Origin of the sequence: Companilactobacillus mishanensis, assembly GCF_003946505.1 — a bacterium.
Classification (GTDB): Bacteria; Bacillota; Bacilli; order Lactobacillales; family Lactobacillaceae; genus Companilactobacillus; species Companilactobacillus mishanensis.
Genome location: NZ_RHON01000001.1, coordinates 473360 through 494901, shown reverse-complemented (window position 1 = coordinate 494901; position 21542 = coordinate 473360). Strand labels below are relative to the sequence as shown.

At 34.4% G+C, this 21542-nt stretch carries 20 protein-coding genes and 1 tRNA gene; 10 read left to right on the top strand and 11 right to left on the bottom strand.

The window, feature by feature from the left end; all coding sequences use genetic code 11:
• Positions 1-61: 61 nt before the first annotated feature.
• The gene (locus EKM63_RS02425) at positions 62-1381 is read right to left on the bottom strand and encodes a sensor histidine kinase (protein WP_164504883.1); all 1320 of its coding nucleotides are present in this window, start codon (positions 1379-1381) and stop codon (positions 62-64) included.
• A complete protein-coding gene (locus tag EKM63_RS02420) occupies positions 1365-2057 on the bottom strand; it encodes a response regulator transcription factor (protein WP_125703355.1) in 693 nt (230 codons plus the stop codon). Before EKM63_RS02420 ends, EKM63_RS02425 begins: the two co-directional genes overlap by 17 nt.
• Positions 2058-2346: 289 nt before the next feature.
• On the opposite strand from EKM63_RS02420, the gene EKM63_RS02415 reads away from it, so the two are divergent.
• Both EKM63_RS02415 and EKM63_RS02410 read left to right on the top strand, forming a co-directional pair.
• Positions 2347-4608, top strand: a complete 2262-nt coding sequence (locus EKM63_RS02415) for a glycosyltransferase family 39 protein (protein ID WP_125703353.1) — start codon at positions 2347-2349, stop codon at positions 4606-4608.
• A gap of 60 nt (positions 4609-4668) precedes the next feature.
• On the top strand, positions 4669-5637 hold the full coding sequence (locus tag EKM63_RS02410; RefSeq protein WP_125703351.1) for a glycosyltransferase family 2 protein: 969 nt from the start codon (positions 4669-4671) through the stop codon (positions 5635-5637).
• A gap of 434 nt (positions 5638-6071) precedes the next feature.
• Here EKM63_RS02410 and EKM63_RS02405 read toward each other — a convergent pair whose 3' ends face one another.
• Positions 6072-7046, bottom strand: coding sequence for a GMP reductase (locus EKM63_RS02405; RefSeq protein ID WP_125703349.1), 975 nt, complete (start codon positions 7044-7046; stop codon positions 6072-6074).
• A gap of 300 nt (positions 7047-7346) precedes the next feature.
• Here EKM63_RS02405 and glnA point away from each other — a divergent pair, with 300 nt between their 5' ends.
• Entirely contained in the window at positions 7347-8675 is a 1329-nt protein-coding gene (gene glnA / locus EKM63_RS02400; RefSeq protein ID WP_125703347.1) for a type I glutamate--ammonia ligase, read from the top strand.
• A 347-nt stretch (positions 8676-9022) separates the two neighbouring features.
• Positions 9023-11233 carry a hypothetical protein gene (locus EKM63_RS02395; RefSeq protein WP_125703345.1) on the top strand — a complete coding sequence of 737 codons (2211 nt, stop codon included), beginning with the start codon at positions 9023-9025 and terminating at the stop codon, positions 11231-11233.
• Positions 11234-11272: 39 nt separating this feature from the next.
• Here EKM63_RS02395 and EKM63_RS02390 read toward each other — a convergent pair whose 3' ends face one another.
• On the bottom strand, positions 11273-11770 hold the full coding sequence (locus EKM63_RS02390) for a hypothetical protein (protein WP_125703344.1): 498 nt from the start codon (positions 11768-11770) through the stop codon (positions 11273-11275).
• A 207-nt stretch (positions 11771-11977) separates the two neighbouring features.
• Here EKM63_RS02390 and EKM63_RS02385 point away from each other — a divergent pair.
• Positions 11978-12048: transfer RNA gene (locus EKM63_RS02385), tRNA-Gly, on the top strand.
• A 131-nt stretch (positions 12049-12179) separates the two neighbouring features.
• Here EKM63_RS02385 and EKM63_RS02380 read toward each other — a convergent pair.
• From EKM63_RS02380 to EKM63_RS02360, 5 genes are all read right to left on the bottom strand, one after another.
• The gene (locus tag EKM63_RS02380) at positions 12180-13304 is read right to left on the bottom strand and encodes a site-specific integrase (RefSeq protein WP_125703342.1); all 1125 of its coding nucleotides are present in this window, start codon (positions 13302-13304) and stop codon (positions 12180-12182) included.
• 90 nt (positions 13305-13394) lie between these two features.
• Positions 13395-13895, bottom strand: coding sequence for a DUF4429 domain-containing protein (locus tag EKM63_RS02375; RefSeq protein ID WP_125703340.1), 501 nt, complete (start codon positions 13893-13895; stop codon positions 13395-13397).
• 191 nt (positions 13896-14086) lie between these two features.
• Complete coding sequence (locus EKM63_RS02370) at positions 14087-14704, bottom strand: hypothetical protein (protein ID WP_125703338.1); 618 nt, start codon at positions 14702-14704, stop codon at positions 14087-14089.
• A gap of 108 nt (positions 14705-14812) precedes the next feature.
• Complete coding sequence (locus tag EKM63_RS02365) at positions 14813-15217, bottom strand: hypothetical protein (RefSeq protein ID WP_125703336.1); 405 nt, start codon at positions 15215-15217, stop codon at positions 14813-14815.
• 52 nt (positions 15218-15269) lie between these two features.
• Positions 15270-15875, bottom strand: coding sequence for a DUF4352 domain-containing protein (locus EKM63_RS02360; protein ID WP_125703334.1), 606 nt, complete (start codon positions 15873-15875; stop codon positions 15270-15272).
• Between the two features lie 207 nt (positions 15876-16082).
• Between EKM63_RS02360 and EKM63_RS02355 the strand changes: the two genes are divergently transcribed.
• The gene (locus tag EKM63_RS02355; RefSeq protein WP_125703332.1) at positions 16083-16382 is read left to right on the top strand and encodes a type II toxin-antitoxin system HicB family antitoxin; all 300 of its coding nucleotides are present in this window, start codon (positions 16083-16085) and stop codon (positions 16380-16382) included.
• Positions 16383-16424: 42 nt separating this feature from the next.
• Here the strand turns inward: EKM63_RS02355 and EKM63_RS02350 are convergent, their stop codons facing one another.
• Positions 16425-16739, bottom strand: coding sequence for a hypothetical protein (locus tag EKM63_RS02350; RefSeq protein WP_125703330.1), 315 nt, complete (start codon positions 16737-16739; stop codon positions 16425-16427).
• Positions 16740-16919: 180 nt separating this feature from the next.
• Here EKM63_RS02350 and moaA point away from each other — a divergent pair, with 180 nt between their 5' ends.
• Both moaA and EKM63_RS02340 read left to right on the top strand, forming a co-directional pair.
• Positions 16920-17918 carry a GTP 3',8-cyclase MoaA gene (gene moaA / locus EKM63_RS02345; protein WP_125703328.1) on the top strand — a complete coding sequence of 333 codons (999 nt, stop codon included), beginning with the start codon at positions 16920-16922 and terminating at the stop codon, positions 17916-17918.
• Between the two features lie 54 nt (positions 17919-17972).
• Entirely contained in the window at positions 17973-18254 is a 282-nt protein-coding gene (locus EKM63_RS02340; protein WP_125703452.1) for a metal-sulfur cluster assembly factor, read from the top strand.
• Here the strand turns inward: EKM63_RS02340 and moaC are convergent.
• Complete coding sequence (gene moaC / locus EKM63_RS02335) at positions 18251-18736, bottom strand: cyclic pyranopterin monophosphate synthase MoaC (RefSeq protein ID WP_125703326.1); 486 nt, start codon at positions 18734-18736, stop codon at positions 18251-18253. The two genes, EKM63_RS02340 and moaC, sit on opposite strands and share 4 nt — an antisense overlap.
• Before the next feature lie 86 nt (positions 18737-18822).
• Here moaC and EKM63_RS02330 point away from each other — a divergent pair, with 86 nt between their 5' ends.
• Positions 18823-19956 (top strand): SufD family Fe-S cluster assembly protein, encoded by a 1134-nt coding sequence (locus EKM63_RS02330; RefSeq protein WP_125703324.1) that lies wholly within the window; start codon positions 18823-18825, stop codon positions 19954-19956.
• A 397-nt stretch (positions 19957-20353) separates the two neighbouring features.
• Complete coding sequence (gene argF / locus EKM63_RS02325) at positions 20354-21391, top strand: ornithine carbamoyltransferase (RefSeq protein ID WP_225418242.1); 1038 nt, start codon at positions 20354-20356, stop codon at positions 21389-21391.
• Positions 21392-21542: the final 151 nt, after the last annotated feature.

Here is a 21542-nt window from a genome sequence, read left to right as displayed (position 1 = left end):
TATAAATCATTTTGGATTATTCAAATTTTTGAGCAAGAAAAAAGTCGCCGTCGGCGACTTTTTATTTTTTATGTTTAATAGGTAATTCAACGATAAAGATAGTTCCAACTGGTACATTATCACGTACAAATATCTTACCGTGATGTGCATGGACGATTTGCTCAGCAATTGATAGTCCGAGACCATGTCCGCCACTATTTTTGTTTCTTGATTTGTCGACTCGATAGAATCTACCGAATATCTTCTTTTTATCGTCATCGCTAATTCCAACACCAGTGTCAGAAACCATAATTTGATACTTATTTCCTTCGATATTATCAGAAACACCAATCGTACCGTGTTTTGGTGTGTACTTAGTTGCGTTATCTAAAAGTATTATAAGTAGTTGTTTGATTTTATCTCGATCAACATTTAAAACTACATTCTGTTTAATATCAATTTGGAAAACTTTTTCCTGTGAATTGATTATGTCCGTGAATGGTTTGATTGGATCGGTTAAAAAGAACTCTGGGTTGGTTTCTTTAAAATCCAATTTAGTTGAAGATTGGTCAGCCCGAGCTAAGTCCAACAGGCTGTTGGTTAACGAATTCAATCTATTAACTTCGTCCAATGAAACAGAAATTTGTTCAGCCTCATCAATAATCGTATCATTTGGTTTTGTTAGCATATATTCAAGTTTTCCTTGAATGATTGCCAGGGGAGTTCTTAATTCGTGTGCTGCATCATTAACAAATTCACTCTGTTGTTTCCAAGATTTTATAATTGGTCTCATTGTAAATCTTGTTAAAAGATATGACAGAATCAATGAAATTAACCAAAATAGTGCAAATGAGATTATTAGAATACGCTCAAAATTTTCCAAAGCTTGCATTTGATTATCGATATTTTGGACAACCATAATATAGTTTCCAGCATATACTGGGTTCTTATTATTCTTAGAAGCATGAATTAATTTAATCCGGAAATTCATATTACTGATAACAATATTTTTCTTAACATTAAGATCATTTTTACGTAAAGGAAGGTTTTTTAGAACAGTATATCTATTACCTAAACTGGCTTTATTTAATAACTTGCCCGAATTGTTATAAATCAAGATTGAGGTCTGAAAAGGTGCATTCGGTTGAGGAATAGGGTGGTTTCTTTTGGCTTGCTCGGGGCCGTGCGGTTCATTATCAGGATGCATGTTTGGAGAATGACGAATCATATTTACTTGTGCTTTGATGTCACGATCAATACTGGAATAAGTAGATGTACTGAATGAATTGTAGACAATCATGCCTAATGATATGAATAAAATGGCAAAGGTCATCATTACCAGAATGAATTGTCTGGCTGACTGTCGACGAGTGATTTTGTTTAATCTAGTTTTTCTTTTCATTTTGGAAAATATACCCAACATTTCTGATTGTTTTGATCAAATAATCGTTTTCTGAAGGTCTTAATTTCTTTCGTAAATTACTCATGTATACTTCGACAACAGTGATGGACGTATCTGAATCGAATCCCCAAATACGTTCAAAAATCTGATCTTTGGTTAAAATTGTATTTTTATTCTGCATTAAATAGACCAGTAGATCATATTCTTTTCCATTTAATTCGATTGGATTATTTTCAATTAATACTTCGTGATTATTTAAGTTGATTTCAATGTCATTGATTTTCAAAATTGAATCATCAGCCAAAGCGCCGCTTCGTTTTAAGAGTGCTTTGACACGTGCCTGAAGTTCTTCACGATGGAAAGGTTTAGTCAAATAATCATCCGCACCCAGATCAAAACCGTGAATTTTATCGTCAATTTCAGATTTAGCGGTCAATATCAAAACTGGGGTCGTAACTTTATCTTGTCGAATATTTTTTAAAATATCATAACCACTCATTCCTGGAAGCATTAAGTCAAGAATGATCAAATCATAGACATCTTCAATGGCGGCGAATTTACCTGATAAGCCGTCATTTTCTATGTCGACAGAAGCAAAATCGTTCAAAAATGATTCAATATTATTGGCTAAATTTTCATCATCCTCGACTATCAAAATCTTAATATTATTATCCATATAGTTATAATTTCCTCCAAAGTTAGCTGAATAGATTGTATTTATATTAATCCCAAAAGTAAACCTTTTTTATTTTTTTCATGGTTTTATAGATATTTTCAACAATAATTCTGATTTAAGCTTAATTTAAGTTGACTCAATTATTCTGTATTCATCGTCAAGCAAGGGAGTTGAGACAAATGAAAAAGAAAATTCGAAATACGATACCAATTTTTTTCTCGGTAATTATTTATACCGCCATTTGTTTCTTAATAAATATTGCCCTTTAAAGATTGGAGAATAATAAATAATGGAATCTAAGGAACCTCGCAACACACAACGGCAGACAGGATTCTTTGCCAAATTAAAAAGTGTTAAATGGGATTATTGGTTAATTGCAATTTTAGTTTTAGCCACATTCCTATATGCTTGGAATATTTGGGAATCGACAGAAGCCAATAACTTTTACACTGCAGCAATCGTCAGTATGACCGAAAACTTTAAAAATTTCTGGTATGCAAGTTTTGATCCTGCAGGATATATAACAGTTGATAAGCCGCCAGTTGCCTTATGGTTTATGGCAATCAGTGCCAAAATTTTTGGAGTTCACGGATGGAGTGTTGTACTTCCATCAATACTTTTTGCAATAGGATCCGTCTATCTGATTTATGCATTGATCAAAAACAGATTCGGTAGAGTTCCAGCAAGAATTGCCGCATTGATCATGACAATTACGCCTATTGCGGTCGCTGACTCAAGAACAAATAATATGGATGCAACATTGATCTTCTTCTTGTTACTTTCAGTATGGTTTGTTCAAAAGGCCGTGTTTAAAGGTCAACAAAGATATCTTTGGATTGGCTTTTCATTAATGGGAATTGCCTTTAATGTCAAAATGTTACAGGCATTTATGATTTTACCTGCATTATATTTCTATTACTGGATCGCAACTAAAATCAGTTGGAAGAAAAAAATTGCACATTTAGGAATTGCTTCAGTATTCTTACTAGTCTTCACGTTAATTTGGCCACTATCAGTAGACTTAACTAATCCAAGCAATCGTCCATATGAAGGTGGTTCCGAACATAATTCAGCTTTGGAATTAGCTTTTGGATATAACGGTACTCAAAGACTACTGGGACAAACCACTGGTACAGGTGGTGCTTTCCCAGGAATGGGAAATAGTAGTAAGAAGAGTTCTTCTTCTAAAGGGATGACACAACCAAGTGGTTCTTCATCTTCTAAGAAGAGCAGTTCAACTGGAAATACTCCACCAGCTATGCCAAATGGATCTGAAGGTGGAGCACCTGGTGGTCCAGGAGGAAGCAGTAAGAAAAATGGTGGAGGAGGAATGGCCGGCGGTGGATTCAACACTGGTAATAAAGGTCCATTCCGTCTGTTTGGACAAGCATTAGGTCCACAAATAAGTTGGTTATTGATCGTGGCAATTTTAGGATTCTTCTCTAGTTTCTTCTATTATAGAGGATCCAAAATGAAACGTTGGTATGGATTAAATCCACAACGAAAAGAATTATGGTTGTGGGCAGGTTGGATGGTACCAGTTTTCGGTTTCTTCTCAGTAGCTGGATTCTTCCATCCTTACTACACGATCATGTTGGCACCAGCAATTGCTACATTGGGTGGTGTCGGTCTATACACAATGTTCAAACAATGGCGTGCTAAGTCGGGTTGGTCATTAATGTTACCAACCACCATACTTTCCACAAGTTTATTGCAAGCTTGGTATATGTATCAATATTATCCAGTCTTATCTTGGATTCTCGTGGGAGTAGGTTCATTGATTTCGATACTCCTATATGCATTACCTTGGGTCGGTAAGAAATTAGAGAACAAGTTGACCTTACCAATTGCCGGTTCAATTTTAATTATGCTTGCACCTGCTTGGTGGTCACTAACACCAACTATTTCTGGTGAAAGCTCAGGTATGCCAACAGCAGGACCAGATCTATTATCTAACCCTGGATCCTCAGGTGGAGGTATTGGTTCGGGATCTGTAAATAGTAAACTATTAAGTTATCTTGAGAAACATCAAGGAAGTTCTAAATACCTATTTGCCACAGATGATTCAAGTACTGCTGCGCCATACATTATTAAAACAGGTAAGGCAGTTATGGCTATGGGTGGATTCAATGGTACTGATCAGGCAATTACCTTGGCTCAATTCAAGAAAATGGTTAAGTCTGGTGAGGTCAAGTACTATTACTCAGGCGGAAAAACCGGAAGTGCTAACAATAAGATCGTGAACTGGATCAAGAAAAATGCCAAGAAGGTATCAATTAAAGGTCTTTCAACCACATCTTTAGCTGGAAAAACTGGTTCTAATGAGAATGGGATGCCGACTGGTGGTCAACCAGGTGGTCAAGGCAGACCAGGACAAGGTGGTACACCTCCAAATGGTACGAAGCCAACTGGGAAACCTTCAGGCACAAAAGCACCAAGTTCAACCAAACCATCTAATTCAAAAGGTGGACAACCTGGAGCAGGTGGCATGGGTGGACCAGGAGGAAATAATTCTGGAACACTTTACGATCTTTCATCGATCTATGATTAATTTTATGTTTAGTTAAAGGTTTACCAATTAAGATGATAACTATAGAAAGGAAGTCTAATTATGGCAGATACAATCTCAATTGTTTTACCAGTTTTCAATGAAGAAGCTGGTATCAAAACGACAATCGAAACCCTAGAAAGATACGTCTCAAAACAAGATGAAAATTATGAATTGGTTTTCGTTGATGATGGTTCAAAAGATGAATCAGCAAAAATCATCAAGTTTGAAATCGAAAAAAATGACAATATTAAATTAGTTGAGTTTTCAAGAAATTTTGGACATCAACTCGCAATCACAGCAGGTCTTCAATATACCAAGGGAGACGCTGTTGTGGTCATGGACGCTGACTTGCAGGATCCACCTGAAGTTATACCTAGAATGATCGAAAAATGGCATGAAGGCTATGACATCGTTTATGGAAAGAGAAAACAGAGGGATGGAGAGACATTCTTCAAAAAATTCACTTCCGCAATGTTTTATCGGACTTTCAAAAAACTAGCAACTATCGATATGCCACTTGATACTGGTGATTTTAGACTTATGAACCGTAAGGCTGTTCAACAAATGCAAAGACTTCATGAACAGGATCCCTTTGTTCGTGGTCAAGTTACTTGGATAGGATTCAAGCAAACTAGTGTAGAGTATCACCGCCATGAACGTATTGCGGGTGAGACTAAATATCCCTTATCAAAAATGATCAAACTTGCATTGGATGGAATCACATCTTTTTCAATGAAACCATTACAATTGGCTAATATCTTTTCAGCTTTGCCATTAGTCGGCGGATTGGTCTACCTGATCTATCTGATTGCTACAGGTGGTTTTACGGCCACGACTGTTGGAATCACGTTAATGCTATTTAGTGTTGGACTTGTATTCCTGTCAATGGGAATCTTTGGAAGTTATCTAGGAAGGGTTTTGGATCAAGTTAATGATCGTCCACGATTTGTGGTCAGTGAAACGGTTGGATTCGACCAGAGAGCAAAAACGATTCATCATCTTGATACAAGACAACAGGTTTCAAATTAATAATTGAGTCCCATATTAGTACTTTTAAGTTTCTTTATCTTAATTGGCATTTTATTTTTACCGAATGACAGGAACGTTTCTAAGCGAAATAAACAAGCAAGAGTTCATATAATAGAAAAGAAAATACACTTAAGGAGGTGAAATTTGATTCTTCCGAATCAAAGATTTGTTGTCTACATTTAGATTTGGTTGTGGTAGGATATGACCGAATAACAAATAATATTGAATGAGAAATTTAAGATTTTGAGCAAATATACTATTTAAATTTGTGTTCTTATGTTATGGTAATGTTAAATTTGATAGGAGAGGTATCCTGTTCGCTAAGCTACGGTTAGAAAACAAAATACTTATTTATCAAATTGAACAATGAACTATCCCATTCATTAAAAAAGCTGACGATTACCCAGTCGTCAGCTTTTTGTTTGTCTATTTTTTTAAATATCACCGTTGTAGATCGAGTTTTTAACGATCACATAATCAACTCGACGTAAGGACATTAAGTCGTTTCCACCCGCATATGAGATGGCAGATTGAAGATCTTCTTGCATTTCACGAAGGGTATCTTTGATATTTCCACGACACTTGATCAACATCTTTTTACCCTCGACATTTTTGTAAACACCTTTTTGGTATTGAGAAGCAGATCCAAAATATTCTTTATACTTCACCCCGTCCTTCATAACGGTTTCACCAGGAGATTCTTCATGTCCGGCGAGAAGTGATCCAATCATGACCATGCTAGCTCCAAATCGGATGGATTTTGCAATATCTCCATCATTTCTAATTCCACCATCAGCAATAATAGGTTTGTTTGTGGCTTTAGCGCATAATCTGATAGCAGCTAATTGCCATCCACCTGTACCGAAGCCCGTTTTGATTTTTGTGATGCAGGCACGACCAGGTCCGATACCAACTTTTGTGGCATCTGCTCCTGCATTTTCCAATTCACGGACGCCTTCAGGTGTACCAACGTTACCAGCTATTAGAAAAGTATCTGGTAGATAATTCTTAACATATTTGATCATTTCGATAACTCGGTCACTGTGACCATGAGCGACATCAATAGTAATGTAGTCAGGTTTCAAATTTTGTTTATCAATTTCATTGATAAACGCAAATTCTTCATCCTTGATTCCTAAACTAATTGAACTATAAAGTCCTTTTTCATTCATATTTTTGATGAAGTCAATTCTCTTATTTGGTTCAAAACGATGCATAATATAGAAATATCCGTTTTTTGCTAAATATTCTGCGAGATTTTCATCAACAACAGTTTGCATATTTGCAGGAACCACGGGAATTTTGAACTTTTTAGGTCCAAATTGAATGCTAGTATCACATTCTGAACGGCTATTTACTATACATTTATTCGGAACTAACTGAATATCTTCGTAATCAAAAACTTCCATTATTTTATACTCTCCAAAATGCGAACTATATTCAAATAAATTCCGTATTTTGTTCGCATATATAATTTAACTGTTAACGATATAGAAGTCAATCGAAAAAGTTAAATAATTTTTTCTAAAATCATGCTATTTTAAAGTAATTTTCATGGTATGTTATTAATTGTTAAATATATTACAAAGAATAATTTGACAGTATTAATTGAAATTGGTATTATCGTTTTATTGTTAAAATTTGTTATTGGATTAACGATTTTTAGTGACAGAACAAAATTGGTATATACAAGAAAAGGAGCGATCAAATTGCATAAGTATTCTGCTGAAGACATTAAAGAAATGGCAAGTGAAGAAAATGTTGAATTTATCTGTTTAATGTTTACAGACATCAACGGTATGATTAAGAACGTTGAGGTGCCTGTTTCACAGATAGATAAGGTGCTTGCAAACAAGATTACATTCGATGGATCTTCAATCGATGGTTTCACTAGAATAGAAGAAAGCGATATGCTACTTCACCCAGATCTAAGAACATGGTTAGTATTCCCATGGGGATCAGAACATGGTAAAGTTGCACGTTTGATTTGTGATATTTACACAACAGATGGTAAGCCATTTGCTGGAGATCCTCGTACAAACCTAGCTCGTATTATTGAAAAAATGAGATCGATGGGCTATACAGATTTCAATATTGGACCAGAGCCTGAATTCTTCCTATTTAACACAGATGAAAATGGCCAACCAACATTGAAGCTTAATGATGATGGTAGCTACTTTGACTTTTCACCAGTTGATTTAGGTGAAAATTGTCGTCGTGACATTGTCTTGATTCTTGAAAAGATGGGCTTTGAAGTTGAAGCAAGTCACCACGAAGTAGCACCAGGTCAACAAGAAATTGATTTCAAGTATGAAGATGCAATTTCTGCAGCTGACAGTATTCAAACATTTAAGTTAGTTGTAAAGACAGTTGCTAGAAGACATGGTCTATATGCAACATTCATGCCAAAACCATTACAAGGTATAAACGGATCAGGTATGCATATCAATATGTCATTGTTCAAAGGTGACGATAATATCTTTGATGACGAAAATGATATGCTGTCTGACTTAGCTAAACAATTCTTGAGTGGTATCTTAACTCATGCTCGTGCACTAACTGCCGTTAATAATCCAACTATTAATTCTTACAAACGTTTAGTACCAGGATATGAAGCACCAACATACATCGCCTGGTCAAGTAAAAATAGATCACCATTAGTACGTGTACCTGCTGCTAAAGGTAAGTCAAAACGTATTGAAATGAGAAGTGTTGATCCAACAACAAATCCATATTTGGCAATCGCATGTATTTTGGACGCCGGTCTTGATGGTCTCCAAAGTAACTATGATTTGATGCCAGAAGTAAAAGAAAACATTTATGCTATGACAGATGAACGCCGTGAGGAACTTGGAATTCATGAATTACCATCAACATTACATAATTCATTGAAGGCTTTGAGAAAAGATGAGTTCGTACAATCATCATTAGGTAAAGGCCTCACAAATAGTTTATTTGCTGCTAAGAATGCAGAGTGGGATAAGTATTGTCAAACAGTTTCTCAATGGGAACGTGACACTTATATGCCACTATACTAATTTTAATAAATCTTCAAATTTCACAAAAGCTCTCCAGAACAATATTCTGGGGAGCTTTTTTTGTTATGTTAAATTTTTGTCAAATCATAGTTTGTGAAACTAATTAATATAATCACTAAATTACTTATTATTTATTTTTAATTTGAAGTTGTTCTTTCGGTAAAATTTTATAATATCAATTTATATTAAAGTGAAAACGTTAACATATACGTATTTGCGGGGTTCAAAAAATAAAAACTTAAATTTGAAATCGCTGTCATAATCCTTTATTGTTTGATGTGAAATCGGATAGCTAATACAAACGGTTAGATTTTATTGAGCAAGCTATAGAAGGTTGGGGAAAGAAGATGAACAAAAAAATATATAGAACAATTATTCTATTAGTGGGAAGTATATTAGTTCTTCTGCATGTGGCAGGTTGCTATTTGGCAGTTGCTCAAGCTGTGGAAGATCCAGAAACAACAATTTCAAATGTGAATGAAAATCAAAATTCGAATTCTTCTACTGGATCAATCGATACAAATCAAATCGATACAAGTGAGATAGATCCAAATAATACTGAAGAAGTTGCAGATGATAAAAATCAGGATTCACCAGAAGTTGAAACCCAAACCAATTCGGACAATTCATCTTCAGAGGAAGGCACGCATGATGATTATATAGATACAAGAAATTGGTCAGATTACCATGAAGCAAGCCCGATTGGAATGGGAATGGGAATAGTTTATGATAGTGGATTTCTTGTTCAACCAAAACCACTGTATTCAGTGGGAAAAGGCGAAGAAATTTCTATTAGATCTCGTTTCATTGAATCAGTTTGGGGGAGATTAAAAGGTGTCTTGATTTTAAAAGATGTTGTTCCAAATTATCGTTGGTACACAAGTACCAAACCTAAAGATAAGAAATCTTGGAAACGAGTTAGTTCGGGAGAACCATCTCATAAGCATCATGATTATACTTTTAGCTCAACAAAAGAAGGTAAGTACTATTACTTTGTCAGAGCATATTCTGCAGGTCTATTAGGCATCATAGGTAACACTCATTATGATTCAAAAATTGCCGAAGTCGAAGTTGTTGATAAACCCATCAAGGCAAAAGGTTTTTCAGCTAGAGTCGAGCATGATTATATTTTCAATTCAAAAAATACTGATAATGTAACTTATGCTCATGGAACCACTGTTCCAGGAAATGCGACTGGGAATATCACTTGGGAGGGTGATAATGAGTCAGTTGCTAAAGTTAATCGTGATACTGGGGAGATTCAGGGTAACGAAATCGGTGCAGAAGGTGTTGTAAACATCACAGGTACATTTACCGGAGCCGAAGGAACCATTATGAAAGATAAAACAAAAGTCACTGTAGGGGGTGGTTTAAATGATGTAACGGTCGATCAAGGTAAAACTGCATACTTTGAAGTTAAAGGAATGGATCCAAAAACTTTGCCGAAAGATTACACGACTAAATGGTTTCAAGTCGATACAAAAGGTAGATCAGAAAAAATTTCTGACAAAGGTGAAAGGGATTTATCATTAACATTGAAGCACGTGAAAAAAGAATGGAATAATTATCAGTATTATTGTGAATTTACGACTGGTAATATGGTAACTAATTTTCATTTCAAGACTAACAAAGCACGGCTTTACGTAAACATGGGAGGAACTCCAAAAATTGAAGTTAAAACTTCTATACAAGATTTAACTTATCAAGATAAAAATAATTACGACAAGGCAGTTCACGAAGTAATTAAAGGAGACGAATTGTTATTTGAGAGTGAACTAACAAATGACGATCCGAAGCGGGAACTAAAATTTGGTAAATATAAATTGCCATTACATTCAAGTACAAAATTAAGTGATATCAAAGAAGTTAAGCTGGATGGAAAAGTTTTAGACAACAAGGATTTCAAAATTAATTCCGATTACCAGTTAGAAGTGGGTGGATTCGAATTCACAGAATCGCAAGCTAAGCATGTTGTTTCAGTAAAATTAGTAGTGACTGGAACTAATGAAAAGGGCAATTTTATAACAACTCCATTTGTAACTGGGCAATCAGGAAATCCAAATGGTGGTAGTCAAAGTGAAGAAGACGGATATATGAAAGTTGGAAATAATGTAATCATACATTTCAGGACAAATTCCATTAAGCTATCCGCCAACAATATCATGTTTGGACGCCATCACTTGTTTCAAAAAGATAAAGTCTATAATAGGGAAAATTTTAATGACATTCGAGATTCTGTAATGTCAGTCGATGATCAACGCCGGGAGAAATCCCATTACACGCTCTATGTAACGCAAGAAACTCCATTTCAAGATGAGAGTTCAAAAGAAGTATTACCAGTCAGTTTAAGATATTACAATGCTGAAGGTAATTATTCAGATTTAAGTAGGGAGAGTGTCGTAGTTCCGCAAAACGACATTAAGAAAGATACAACCACAGATTGTGACGGCGTTTTTTGGGAGAAAGACCGTGGTCTAAAGATGTGTGCCAACGAAGTCCCAATGGCAAAAGGGAAATATAAGGCCAAGGTAACTTGGACAATGGCCGATACGTTATAAAAAAAACTCCAAATCATATGATTTGGGGTCTTTTTGAAATTATTTAGCTTCTTTTTGAAGTGCATCAATCATCTTAGATTGCTTTTGAGTGTTTAATTTCCACTTTTTGCCATCTGGAGTTTGAATTGTTGTTTTACCAACTTTTTTAGAATATTGATCATAGTGGAATTCTGGAGCTGACATAACGTTCATTCCACCAGTAAGCTTGAATTGTTTAGGGTTCTTTTTGTTGATAACTAGTTTTGGTTGAGGCTTAGTTGCAAAGTATGAAATTGACTTCTTGTTACCCTTCTTGTCAACTTGGTAATGAGCAGTAGTCTTGTTATCCTTGCCGCTAAAGAATGTTAAGTATTGGTCTTTGTTGTCTTTACTTACACCGACATATTTTTGACCTTTGATTTCATCTTTGGTAATTTTCTTAGCAGAATGTGTTTCTGCTTGTTCTGTCTTTGCACCGTTAGTTGAACAAGCAGTAGCAAATGTTGCAGTTCCCATCAAAGTGATAGCAGCCATCAACGTAACTATAGTTTTTTTCATTTCTTTCTTCTCCTCGTGACGATATTGATAGAAATCTATCGTTATCTTCGATTTTAGGATACCAATGCTGATAAATCAATTTATATCGCGAATTGATTCGATAATTTAAAATAAATTTTATCAAATTGTAATTCTAGAGTTGGAAATAAAATTTTATCAATTTATTACAAGATAGGGTATAATATTTGTGTTGTATGATTTATATATGCGAACTTAGTTTAATGGTAAAATACCAGCTTCCCAAGCTAGTGTCGCGAGTTCGATTCTCGTAGTTCGCTTTTTTAGCACATTTTAGAGTTGTTATGTAAACTTAAAACCGCTGTATACACTGGTATATAGCGGTTCTTGTTTTTTGCAATTCTATGCAAAACTGCATTTGTGTGATTGAATCACACAAAAATCACACAAATTACAGTTGAGATGACAGTACTTTCATTGCTTTATTGTTTTGTTCAATCTTTGCTTTTTTTAGTAAGTGTGAGTAAACACGAAGGGTAATTGTTATGTCTTTATGTCCAAGCCGTTCGGATATATAGCTGATGTCTACTCCGTTTGAAATTAATATTGAGTCATGGGTATGCCGTAGTCCATGAAATGTAATTGGAGTGGCACCTTTAATTTTTTTCAGTTTGTTTTTCAAGTTATGATTAACACCATTGTCGGAGGATATTTTATGATCAGCATTTCTAAACACAAGATTTTCCGGGTCACGGTCACCTTGTTTTATAAACAACTCAGATTGTTCTGCTTTGAGCTTTTTTAACATTGCAACTAAATCATTAGGTATTGATATAACTCGGATTGACGATACTGTTTTTGTTGGTTTGAATCCAGTGTAATTAACATAATCATAAGATTTGTTAATGTTCACATTTTTATTCTTGAAGTCAACACAATCCCAGGTTAAACCCATAACTTCACCAATGCGGCAACCAGTTAACAATCCAAATACAATCTCATAATTTGTAATGGCGATCATACTAGCACTGTCTAAACACATTTCTTTTAATTTCTGCGCTTGGTTTTCTTCAATGTATTTTAGATTAGAAGATTTACTTGCAAGCCCGGAAATAAAAATGTTTCGTGTGAAGTCACTGTATATGATTCTTTCATCAATGGCACCTTGTACGACTTTTCGAATCCTGCCATTGACTTCATTCACGGTTTTTCTTGCATGATTTTCGGCATATGTATCAATCATTTTCTGATACTCAGTACGACTTATATCTTTGAGTAGGGTATTACCGAATTGCTTTTCAATTAATTTATCAATCAGCTTATATTTTCTTTCGCTGGTAATATCTAGTCGACCGATTTTGTAAGTGTTAATCCAGTATACATAATAATCGTGAAAGGTAGTATTTTCACGTTTGGATATTCCAGATTGTTTTGCTTTTAATGCAATCTCTAACCCAGTGGTTGTTGCTTCCTGCTTAGTTTTGAACCCGCCTTGGGAAGAAGAGACTCTCTTTCCATATTTATTAGTTATCCAAACTCGGTATGTCCATGTTTTACCCCGCTTATATACTTGCATAATTACACCTCCAAAATGTAATTTGGGTAAAAATAAATAAGCCTACATTAGACTTATTTTTTTGATTGTCATCGTTGTCCGGACAATTAATTAGTTACTAAGTAATTCTTGTTTTTTTTTATCAAACTCTTCTGGGGTAATAATATTCTCATCCAATAGTTTTTTGAATTTTTCAATTTCATCAGCAATAGATACTGGACTTGTAGCAACATTCTTTCCACTTTTAGCTGCATTCCATTTGCTAGATACAAAATTATAAAAATTCTCTGATTCATCTTTTTTTCCTTTTTTGAACGCTCTCAAAATGACTGTATTTGGATCCTTAATTGCATCATTAGTGGTAGTTCCCGCAAATGTAGTATTTTCTTTGTTTGATAATTCTAAATTGGTTAGTAGTTGAATATAACCGTTTGAAAAGAATGAAGGTTTTCTGAATTCAATTGATTTGATGTCGGAGTAGAAAATAGTACGTCCGCCCTTTATACCTTGTGACATAACACCAAATAATCCTTTCCTTTGAATAGTTATTTTATCGTCATCTGCAATTAATTGACCATTCGTTCCCTTTAATGTTAGTTGATCATTCATCATAAGATTCCTCAAATCTTTCTTATATTTAATAGGCTAGTTCGCTTTTTTAGTACATTTTAGAGTTGTTATGTAAATTGAAAACCGCTGTATACATTGGTATATAGCGGTTTTTATTTTTTGTAATTCTATATAAAACTGCACTTGTGTGGTTCCGCCACACAAAAGCCACACAAAAAATGTAAAAATTAAAACTAACCAGTTGGTCCATAAGATCTATATTTACTTGGAGCCTTTTGAATTATTGTATGACCTTGATACAATAATTCTCCAAGTCCTGTTGATGATTGTTTATCAGATTTATAAACATATGTAATTTGACTCTGGCTATCGTCAATCCTTATCAATGATCCATATGGTGTCCACCAACCAAAAGCCATATTATTGTCAATTACTGTGGATGAATACGCAGAACCAACTAGTCTTTGGATAGTTTCGCTATCTTTTAATCCAAACGATTGGGCATATCCCTTAAGCATTTCTACATTATTGCTTGATTTATCTTTTTTTCGAGGTTCTTTTGCTTCTGACTGCTTAGATTTTATTTTTTTGGAAGATTTTTTTGATTTTTGTTTCCTATCATCTTTAGTAGGTTGTTTTTTGTTATTCTCACTAGAAATGTTTTTCGACGATGTAATATTCGCTTCATTAGTTGACGTTTGTTCGTTTGGACTCAGAATTCCAATAAGAATTCCAGTAAAGATGACGATCACTATCGAAATATTTCTACGATTTTTATTTGGTTGTTTTTTTATGTAAAACCAGATTAGGAATCCACTGATTAAAAATATTAAAGATAGTATGGTTATCATGAATTTCTCCTCGGCTTTTTTTGTACGATTAAGTATATCAGATTGAAATATTAATCCATATACAAATTATTACTTGTTTCCAAAGAATATTTTTAAAATATAGACATATCACGATTCAGAGTGGCCGTGGATCTCTGAAATCATTTTATCCATAAAGGTATTTTCTAATTTAGATTCATGAGTTTTCGCATCATATGATTCTTTCATAAGTGGATTTTCTGCAGGCCAGTTATATGTTATCAAAGTATGAAATCTTTCTAAATTTTCAGCTTCTTTTCCTTGTAATGATTCGAATTTGATATCTTTAACAGTAATCAAGTCTTGATACATATATGAAATTATTCCATCAATTTGTTGTGTATATGTTTGATCAGGTCCAAATGTCTCATTTGGAAATTGACTAAAACTATTAATCATTACCACATGATCACTATCGTCTCTTATCAATAGAGATCTTATTTTATTGTTGTAAATATCTTCAATGTTTTGTTCTGATAAATCAAATGTTCCCATAATTATTTTCTCCTCAAAAAATGTGTTGAAATCACATATTTTTTTTATAAATTTACTTCCAAATAGAATTGCCAAACGTAACATTATATGGACCGGCTCCCTTTGAACCAAAATTCAATGTCATGCTTGCTTGTTTTCCAGCCGCAATAGAATTAGGGATATCTGCCAAATAAGTTGAAGCATCAAAAGTTGCGACCTCGTTATTGCTATCATATAAATCGAAATCTTGTGAGTTAAAATCTAAAGGTGAGGACTTAGTGTTTTGTACGGTTACTTTTACAGTGACAGGATGTTCACCATTTTCTGCACTTTGTAACTCAATTGAATTATCATCTTGAGCAGACTCTACTGTAATCTTCTCTCCCGATTTGAATTCAACTGATTCTCCAAATTTTGTTTCCTTTGAATCAGTGTCATTTTCATTATCTGTATTTGATGAAGAGGTGTCATCAGAATATGAGTAATTATTTTTATCTGAATGATTTCTATTTGTCTTTTTTTCTGTCTTAGGCTCTTCACTGTACTCATATACTGGTGTACTTAATGTGATTATTAACAAAACAGTACTTGCAATAAATAACCAAAACCAAACATCTTTATAAAATTTCTTCTTACTTCCCTTGTCACTTCGATTGTTTCTAGAACTTCGATTTTCCATATAAACTTCCCCCTAAACATATATATATGCTTATTCCATTCTCACAATAAGTAATACGTATAGCAACATAAAAATATATTTATACAGATGAAACTTCATCATTACTCTTATTATTCATTTTTCCAAAGAATTAATTATAAAAGATAAACTTTTCACATATAAAATCAGTATATATTTATGGTATAGAGAAATTGGAGGCGAAGGGTTATGAAAGCTGTATATCCAGTAACCATGATCAAGTGTGACCGAGAATATTCTCCATATTATATTAATATTCCAGATTTCGACTTTTCATTTCATGCTGAGAATATTGTCGATGCTATGGAGACCGCTAGGCAGAATATCTGCAAAAGAATTATGAAGTTAAATAGGGAAGGTAAGGTTATCCCCAAATCTAATCCGATTATTCCGACAACTTATCAATCGGATATTATTACATTGATTGATATAGATACGGATAAGTACTTAAACCTTCCTGAGAAAAAACGTTTTAAAGTTGTGTTCTAAAAAAGCAGCCATGAATTAATTTCATGACTGCTTTATTTTTGTCTAATATCCGAGTTGTTCACTCAAAAAATCTGACCAAGCACTATGTTGCATATCTTTCCAGTTTGAAAAGTTTGTATTCTCGCGCACATTCTTTTCCAGGACATCGTCTGGAACTGCTTCAAAATCTTCATCACTCTTAATATTCATTGGTGCTAGAAAATCTTCAATGCTGTCACAATTTGTGTGAATTTTCATAAATGTTTCTGGAAATAAATCTTCAAAAGATATCGCTGTCTTATCGGATAATTTCGCAGCATTATTACAGATGATCGAAAGCTTGCTTTCTAATTTGGTGTTGTTCTTCTTAAAACCCATTATGCATCACCCTTTCGCTTGAATTATATCAAATTCGATAACAAATTATGCATTTATATATTCTCAAATGCAACTATTTTAATATCTATCTAAAATTATGTTTTATTAGGGCTTTTCCGAATTATAATTAAACGCTTTCTTTGTCATAATTATTATAACGTCAAACAGAGGAGGCACATTATGGATAAATTGTATGATCAATATGACCGTTTACATGATTATGTTCGTTTATCTATCACGGATCGTTGTAATTTGCGTTGTGTATACTGCATGCCAAAGGAAGGTTTGCCATTCTTTCCAACTGATGAAGTACTATCACAAGATGAAATCGTTCAACTGATCGAAAACTTTGCAGAAATGGGTATTAGTAAGGTCCGTATTACTGGAGGAGAGCCTTTGTTGCGAACAGATGTTGTTGAAATTGTTCGTCGAATCAAAGCTGTCGATGGTATTGAGGATGTGTCGATCACTACGAATGGCTTGTATCTTGCTAAAAAAGCAGCCGCACTTAAGGAAGCGGGGTTAGACCGCCTCAACATCAGTTTGGATACCTTTAAAGCTGATCGTTATAAAGAAATCACTCGAGGTGGAAACATTGACCAAGTACTTGAAGGAATCAGTGTTGCCAGCAAATTGAATTTCAAAAAAATTAAATTAAATATTGTTCTGATCAAAGGTCAAAACGACGATGAAATTTTAGATTTCTTGAACTATACCAAAGAAAATAACGTTAATGTCAGATTTATTGAATTTATGCCTATCGGTAATTCTTTGAAAACTTGGCAAAAAGAATATGTTGGATTGAAATCCGTTTTCGATATCTGTGAACAGAATAATCTTGAATATGAGCCAATCGAACTGCGTGGAAATGGTCCCTCAGATAATTATCAAATCAAAGGGCATGTCGGAAGTTTTGGACTAATTCATCCAATCAGCGCAAAGTTCTGTGAAAATTGTAATCGTCTTAGAATCACTGCTGATGGATACATCAAAGCTTGTCTTTATTGGAATGAAGAAATTGATATTAGATCCGCAATTCCTGACAAAGTTGAATTCCGTCGCAAGATTCAAAAAGCTTTGGACAACAAACCTTTGAATCACGAAATGGCAATGTCTGAAACTGATCGTATTATCGATAAAGCTCCAACGTGGAGACATATGAGTCAGATTGGGGGATAAATTTTGGATGCATTAGGACAAGGAGCAGAATTTTCACCTTTAGAAAACGATGTGATGATGGCATTGCAAGATGTTATTGACCCAGAACTGAATATTGATTTGGTCAATTTAGGTCTGATATATTATGTTGTGGTCAAAAAAAATAGTTGCATAATCACGATGACTTTAACAACTATGGGATGTCCGCTGGGTAATTATTTAGAAGAACAAATTACTCAAGCCGCCACTTCAGTTGAAGGAATCGATCTATGCAACATTAATTTAGTATGGAGTCCTGTTTGGAACGTCTCGATGATGACAAAATTTGCCAGAATGAGTTTAGGTATCCATGGTTAATTTTCTTGGTCGTTGAAAACAAAATGGCCGCTTTTACCGCCCATCTTTTCGACAACATGGACGTCGCTGATGACCATTCCACGATCGATTGCTTTACACATATCGTAGATAGTCAACAGGGCAGTTTGTACGGCAAGAAGTGCTTCTATTTCAACACCTGTTACGCTTTTAGTTTTTACTGTGGCGTTAGCAGTAACTGTTGATGAGTCGTCATCCTCGAAATGAATGTCGACTCCGGTCAAGTTGATCAAGTGGCACATTGGAATTAGTGAACTGGTTTGTTTTGCAGCCATGATACCGGCTACTTGGGCGACAGCTAGTACGTCACCTTTTTTGATTTTTCCTTCATGGATCCTTTGCAATGTTTCTGGTTTCATCGTAATTTGACCAGTTGCTGTTGCTGATCGAGATGTGATTTCTTTATTAGTTACATCGACCATCTTTGAACGATTTTGTTCATTAAAGTGTGTTAGGTTATCCATAAAATTGCCACCTTTTCGATTAATATATATCATTATAATACAGCTAATAATTTTTAACGAATTAGTATTAAGGGAGTACTTCAATTATGACAGTAGATTTGAACGAGGAACTCGAAGATTTTGCAAATGAACACGGTGAACCTCATTGGTTAGTTAAACGTCGATTAGCCGCACTTGCAGCAGCCAAAGATTTTAATAATTTTAATGTGGACCAGTGGGAATATTTTCCTATGAAGGCACCTGCTAAGCCTAAACTTACCCATGAAATTGTCGATCAAATCGAATATCAGGATTATGAGCTTGGTATCACGCAATTTGGCCAATCAAACTTTGATACATCTATTCCGGATGAACTTGATGATGAGGGGTTATTATTGACGGATGTGTTTACAGCTTTTCGCCAACATCCGCGTCTGATTCAAAATAATTTTATGAGTAAAGTTATTCCAGAAGATACTGATCAACTGACTAGTTTGCATACTGCTTTTTTTAATAACGGTATTTTCCTATATATTCCTAAGGATTGTCAACTTACCAAACCAATACAGTTAAACGTGTTTCAGGACAGCATTCATGATCAACCTTTGGTGCATAATGTATTTATTGTCGCTGAAGAGGGTAGTCAGGCTCAAGTTATTTTGAATGCCGAAACTATTGGAAAAATGAGCAATATTGCCAGTTGTATGGTGGAAATAATTGCAAAGGCTAACAGTAAATCAAGTTTTACATCGACTAATCATTTTTCTCAAAATACGACTCTATATATGAAGCAACATGCGCATATATCAAGGGATGCAAAAGTAGATTGGAACAATATATCAGACAATGGCGGCGATAATTATGTCGACACTGGATCAATGCTGGCTGGAAAAAATGCTGAATCACATATAAACTCGATTTCGAAACAAAATGATGAATCCAAGATTAAGATAAATAATGAAATTGAGCATCGATATGATCAAAATACTGGTGAAATCGAACAGATCAGTTTTGTTTCAGATGTTGAAAATGCATCAATATCGACTATTACATCAGATAAAGAATTGCAATCTTCACACGTTGTTACTGGCAAGAAAAATATTGGTAATTCTGTCATCAAGATAGATACTGACTTGGTCGGGAAATATAATTATTCGAGTGCAGCAGTTGAAGAGGATGAGTTCAACAATGAATTCAAGCGTGCGATTCAATCAGTCAGCCAGGGTATTGTTGAAAATTAAATATAGTTTTCATAAAAATGTAAAATCTTTTGTATTTCCTGAATCATAATTAGATTTATCATTGATATGAACACAATGTAATTGCTTTCATTAACAAAAATGTTTACAATATATTTGTTAGAAATATTAGGTTGAAGGAGTGAGACATACATGTTCAAACTACAAACAAAATTAGGTTCTTTGATCGGTTCATTAGGTGGAGATGTGCTAGGTGGCGCATTTATTCTCTACGATAGAATGACTGCTAAGAAATAATAAGACATCAATTCGCTTAGGATTTATATCCTAGGCTTTTTTTGTAAATTCGTTTTGAATAAAAATTAGATATGTATATTAAGTGAAAATAACTTATAATGGAATTATGAATAATTTTTTAAGAAAATGGGAGGAATTTAATTTGGCTTATCAAGGGAAAGAAACATCGGTTTTTCAAGGACGTAGTTTTCTAAAGGAAATAGACTATACACCTTCAGAATTTGAATATTTGGTTGATTTTGGTCTTCACCTTAAGGCCTTGAAGAAGCAAGGTATTCCACATCATTATCTTGAAGGAAAAAATATTGCATTGTTGTTTGAAAAAACTTCAACACGTACACGTTCTGCATTCACAACATCTGCTGTTGATTTGGGTGCACATCCAGAGTTCTTAGGTTCAAATGATATACAACTTAATAAAAAAGAGAGTGTTGAAGATACTGCCAAGGTCCTTGGAAGTATGTTTGACGGAATTGAATTTAGAGGTTTCAAACAACAAACTGTTGAAGACTTGGCTAAATATTCAGGAGTTCCTGTTTGGAATGGTTTAACTGATGAATGGCATCCAACACAAATGATTGCTGACTTTATGACAGTCAAAGAAACTTTTGGAAAATTAAAAGGTATTACTTTATCTTTCGTCGGTGATGGTCGAAATAACATGGCAAATAGTTTCTTAGTTGCTGGTTCAATGTTGGGTGTGAATATTCACATCGTTGCCCCTAAAGAACTTTTCCCAGCTGATGATGTTGTTAAATTGGCTCAAGGATATGCTGACAAGTCAGGCAGCAAAATCGTTATAACTGATGATCTAGACAAAGGTGTTAGGGGTACAAATGTTATTTATACTGATGTTTGGGTCTCAATGGGTGAAGAAGATCAATGGGCGGAACGTATCAAGCTTTTGAAACCATACCAAGTAAATATGGATTTGATGAAAAAAGCAAAAATGCCAGATGATCAGCTTATCTTTATGCATTGTTTGCCAGCATTCCATGATGTTTCTACTGAATATGCGGAAGACATCAAAGCAAAATATGGCTTGACCGAGATGGAAGTTACTGACGAAGTCTTCAGAAGTAAATATGCACGTCAGTTCGAAGAAGCTGAAAATAGACAACATTCCATCAAAGCAATTATGGCAGCAACATTGGGTAATTTATTTATTCCTAAGGCTTAATTCTAAAAGAGTTGTGATATCAGGCTTTATGTGCTAATATTTTTAGTGCAAAAGAAGGATTAATTAGTCTGTAAATTTTAAGCGAGATCAGGTTTTGGTGAAAGCTGATCAATTTTAAGATTAAGTCGCACCCTTACTTAAAACTAAATAT

Coding starts and splice junctions, on each gene's coding strand:
- EKM63_RS02390 (WP_125703344.1), bottom strand. CDS start 11,770: ATGAAAAAAACTATAGTTACGTTGATGGCTGCTATCACTTTGATGGGA.
- EKM63_RS02425 (WP_164504883.1), bottom strand. CDS start 1,381: ATGAAAAGAAAAACTAGATTAAACAAAATCACTCGTCGACAGTCAGCC.
- EKM63_RS02395 (WP_125703345.1), top strand. CDS start 9,023: ATGAACAAAAAAATATATAGAACAATTATTCTATTAGTGGGAAGTATA.
- EKM63_RS02405 (WP_125703349.1), bottom strand. CDS start 7,046: ATGGAAGTTTTTGATTACGAAGATATTCAGTTAGTTCCGAATAAATGT.
- moaC (WP_125703326.1), bottom strand. CDS start 18,736: ATGGATAACCTAACACACTTTAATGAACAAAATCGTTCAAAGATGGTC.
- EKM63_RS02365 (WP_125703336.1), bottom strand. CDS start 15,217: ATGGGAACATTTGATTTATCAGAACAAAACATTGAAGATATTTACAAC.
- EKM63_RS02355 (WP_125703332.1), top strand. CDS start 16,083: ATGAAAGCTGTATATCCAGTAACCATGATCAAGTGTGACCGAGAATAT.
- EKM63_RS02350 (WP_125703330.1), bottom strand. CDS start 16,739: ATGGGTTTTAAGAAGAACAACACCAAATTAGAAAGCAAGCTTTCGATC.
- EKM63_RS02340 (WP_125703452.1), top strand. CDS start 17,973: ATGATGGCATTGCAAGATGTTATTGACCCAGAACTGAATATTGATTTG.
- moaA (WP_125703328.1), top strand. CDS start 16,920: ATGGATAAATTGTATGATCAATATGACCGTTTACATGATTATGTTCGT.
- EKM63_RS02375 (WP_125703340.1), bottom strand. CDS start 13,895: ATGATGAATGATCAACTAACATTAAAGGGAACGAATGGTCAATTAATT.
- EKM63_RS02410 (WP_125703351.1), top strand. CDS start 4,669: ATGGCAGATACAATCTCAATTGTTTTACCAGTTTTCAATGAAGAAGCT.
- EKM63_RS02360 (WP_125703334.1), bottom strand. CDS start 15,875: ATGGAAAATCGAAGTTCTAGAAACAATCGAAGTGACAAGGGAAGTAAG.
- EKM63_RS02370 (WP_125703338.1), bottom strand. CDS start 14,704: ATGATAACCATACTATCTTTAATATTTTTAATCAGTGGATTCCTAATC.
- EKM63_RS02415 (WP_125703353.1), top strand. CDS start 2,347: ATGGAATCTAAGGAACCTCGCAACACACAACGGCAGACAGGATTCTTT.
- EKM63_RS02330 (WP_125703324.1), top strand. CDS start 18,823: ATGACAGTAGATTTGAACGAGGAACTCGAAGATTTTGCAAATGAACAC.
- EKM63_RS02420 (WP_125703355.1), bottom strand. CDS start 2,057: ATGGATAATAATATTAAGATTTTGATAGTCGAGGATGATGAAAATTTA.
- EKM63_RS02380 (WP_125703342.1), bottom strand. CDS start 13,304: ATGCAAGTATATAAGCGGGGTAAAACATGGACATACCGAGTTTGGATA.